Raw genomic sequence first — 2,316 nt, 5'->3', positions numbered from 1 at the left:
GAAGCCTCCGCAACGGCTTCCGGCTCCGCGGCGCCGGCCTCCCCGCTCGGGGGGCGTTCGGTCGGGGGGTGCTCGGTGTCGTCCTCGGCCATGGCAGGGATCCCTACCCCGCCGGACCGGTGCCGGGGGTTACCCGAGGCGCAGTGTCACCCGTTCGGACTCCACCCGCTTCTCCCACTGGCCGGCGTCCAGGCCGTCCGAGTTGCGGCACAGCACCACCGAGGCGCCGGCCGCCAGCGGCGCCAGCAGTCCGGCCTCCAGGCCCGCCCAGTCGTCGTAGGACAGGGTGGACAGCACCCGGTCGCCCGGTCCCACCCCGAGCCGGACCGCGCCCTCGCGGGCCAGCTGGACGGTCTGCTCCCCGGTCAGCTTCAGCGGCAGGCCGTCGACCGCGGTCTCCAGCGCCGGCGCGTCCGGGGTGACGGGGGAGTAGGGGGCGAACCGGTCGCCCTGGCCGGGCACCTCGGCCGCGTAGTCCAGGAAGCCGTCCGGACGCTGCGGGAACCGCCCGCCGAGCGGGCGCAGCGCGAGCGCCACCCGCTCGCCCTCGCAGGCCTGGGCGGCCTCCAGGCCGTCCGGACCGCTGACCACGAGGTCGGCGGCGGCCGGGTCGCCGCCCGGAACCGCCGCGACCCCGACAGACCAGCAGGCGAGCAGCCAGACGGCGCTCTGCCAGTGGGCCGGGAGGAGCAGCGCGGCGCGGTCGCCCGGGCCGGCGTTCAGCTCGTCCTGGAGCAGGTTGGCGGTCTTGGCGACCCAGTTGTCGAAGGTCCGGGCGGAGAGCTCGACGCGTTCGCCGCTGGCGTCGTCGTAGAAGGTGACCAGCGGGGCCGCGGGATCGACTGAGGGAGTGCCACCTCGCAGGTAAGCGTGCAGCAGCTCGACGGGGGTACGGGCATCGGCAGCGAAAGGCGAAGTCATGGTGCGCCCCAGCCTACGGCCTTGGGGTGGACGTCCGGGAGGGGTGGTGGAGGCGGCGCCGGACGGCGTGGCGGGCGGGTCGAGATCCCGTGAACATCCGGTTGACGTGCGTCGCCGCGCCGCCCGCCGGGATGCTCCCCGGCGCCGTCACCCCGGGCCCGGCCCCCGCCCGACCAGGGCCCGCAGCTCGGCCGTCAGCGCCGCCGCGAGGTCGGGCCGCAGGTCGTACCTGGCCGGGGTGGTCTGCCACAGCGCGATCCGCCAGCCCGCCCCCGCGTTGACCGCGATCACCGTCTGGAGCGCGTTCAGCGCCGGGTCCAGGTCCTGCGCGTCGTCCGGCACCAGACCGGCGACCGCGTCCAGCAGCGCCACCCCGGGCGCCAGCGCCCGCACCCGGCGCACCTTGGCGACGTACTCGGGCGTCGCGTGGTCGGCGAAGATCCGGCCGAGCTCGGCGGCCATCACCGACCGGCCGGAGTGCCGTGTCCCGTCGAAGCCGATCACCTCGCCGTCCGCGGCGAACGGACCGGCGAAGGCCGCGCCGTCCCGCAGGTTCCAGCCCTCCAGCACCCGGTGGTAGAGGGCCCGCACGGCGCTCTCGTCACCTGGGGACAACTCCGCCACCCGCGTATCGTTCATATCCCCATGGTCGGTGGACAGCGGAGGAGGCGCACGACGATGAACGGCAGGAGCGTGCCCGCCCCCAGGGCCGCCGCGGGCGTGTCCGGCGCGGCCGTGCGCCGCTGGCGGCCCGGCTTCCCGCTGGACGTGGCCCGCACCCTGCTCCCGCTGCGCCGGGGCCCCGCCGACCCGGCGTACCGGACCACCGCCGACGGCGCCGTCTGGCGCGCCTCCCGCACCCCGGCCGGCATCGGCACCCTGCGGGTGCTGGCCCGCCCCGCCGAGGGCGTGGTCGAGGCGGGCGCCTGGGGCCCGGGCGCGCAGTGGCTGCTCGACCGGCTGCCCGACCTGCTCGGCGACGGCGACGACCCGGCCGGCCTGGTCCTGCCGGCCGGCCCGCTGCGCGAGGCCCAGCGCGAGGTGGCCGGCGTGCGGCTGGTCAGGACCGGCCTGGTCATGGAGTCCCTGGTACCGGCGATCCTGGAGCAGAAGGTCACCACCGGCGAGGCCTACCGCGCCTGGCGCACCCTGCTGCGCTCCTACGGCACCCCGGCGCCCGGGCCGGTCGAGGAGCTGCGGGTGGCACCCTCGGCCCGCGAGTGGTCACAGGTGCCGAGCTGGGACTGGCACCGCGCGGGCGTGGACCCGAAGCGTTCGGCGACGGTGCAGCGCGCCGTCCGCCTGGCGCCCCGCCTGGAGGAGGCCTCCGCGATGGACCACGAGGCGTCCTTCGCCCGTCTCACCGCCGTTCCGGGCGTCGGCGTCTGGACGGCC

General features: G+C 76.9%; 3 protein-coding genes. 1 reads left to right on the top strand and 2 read right to left on the bottom strand.

Going from position 1 to position 2,316, the window contains the following annotated elements; genetic code table 11:
* Window positions 1-129 precede the first annotated feature (129 nt).
* Window positions 130-921 (bottom strand): TIGR03089 family protein, encoded by a 792-nt coding sequence (locus ABD308_RS30140; protein ID WP_344341836.1) that lies wholly within the window; start codon window positions 919-921, stop codon window positions 130-132.
* A 147-nt stretch (window positions 922-1,068) separates the two neighbouring features.
* Window positions 1,069-1,560 (bottom strand): SgcJ/EcaC family oxidoreductase, encoded by a 492-nt coding sequence (locus ABD308_RS30135; protein WP_344341832.1) that lies wholly within the window; start codon window positions 1,558-1,560, stop codon window positions 1,069-1,071.
* Between the two features lie 39 nt (window positions 1,561-1,599).
* Here ABD308_RS30135 and ABD308_RS30130 point away from each other — a divergent pair.
* On the top strand, window positions 1,600-2,316 hold a 717-nt coding region (locus tag ABD308_RS30130), incomplete at its 3' end, for a DNA-3-methyladenine glycosylase family protein (RefSeq protein WP_344341830.1).

It is taken from the genome of Kitasatospora putterlickiae (assembly GCF_039527695.1).
Taxonomy (GTDB): Bacteria; Actinomycetota; Actinomycetes; order Streptomycetales; family Streptomycetaceae; genus Kitasatospora; species Kitasatospora putterlickiae.
The sequence above is the reverse complement of the archived record's forward strand: the minus strand, read 5'-3'. Positions and strand labels throughout refer to the sequence as shown.

Coding starts and splice junctions, on each gene's coding strand:
- ABD308_RS30140 (WP_344341836.1), bottom strand. CDS start 921: ATGACTTCGCCTTTCGCTGCCGATGCCCGTACCCCCGTCGAGCTGCTG.
- ABD308_RS30135 (WP_344341832.1), bottom strand. CDS start 1,560: ATGAACGATACGCGGGTGGCGGAGTTGTCCCCAGGTGACGAGAGCGCC.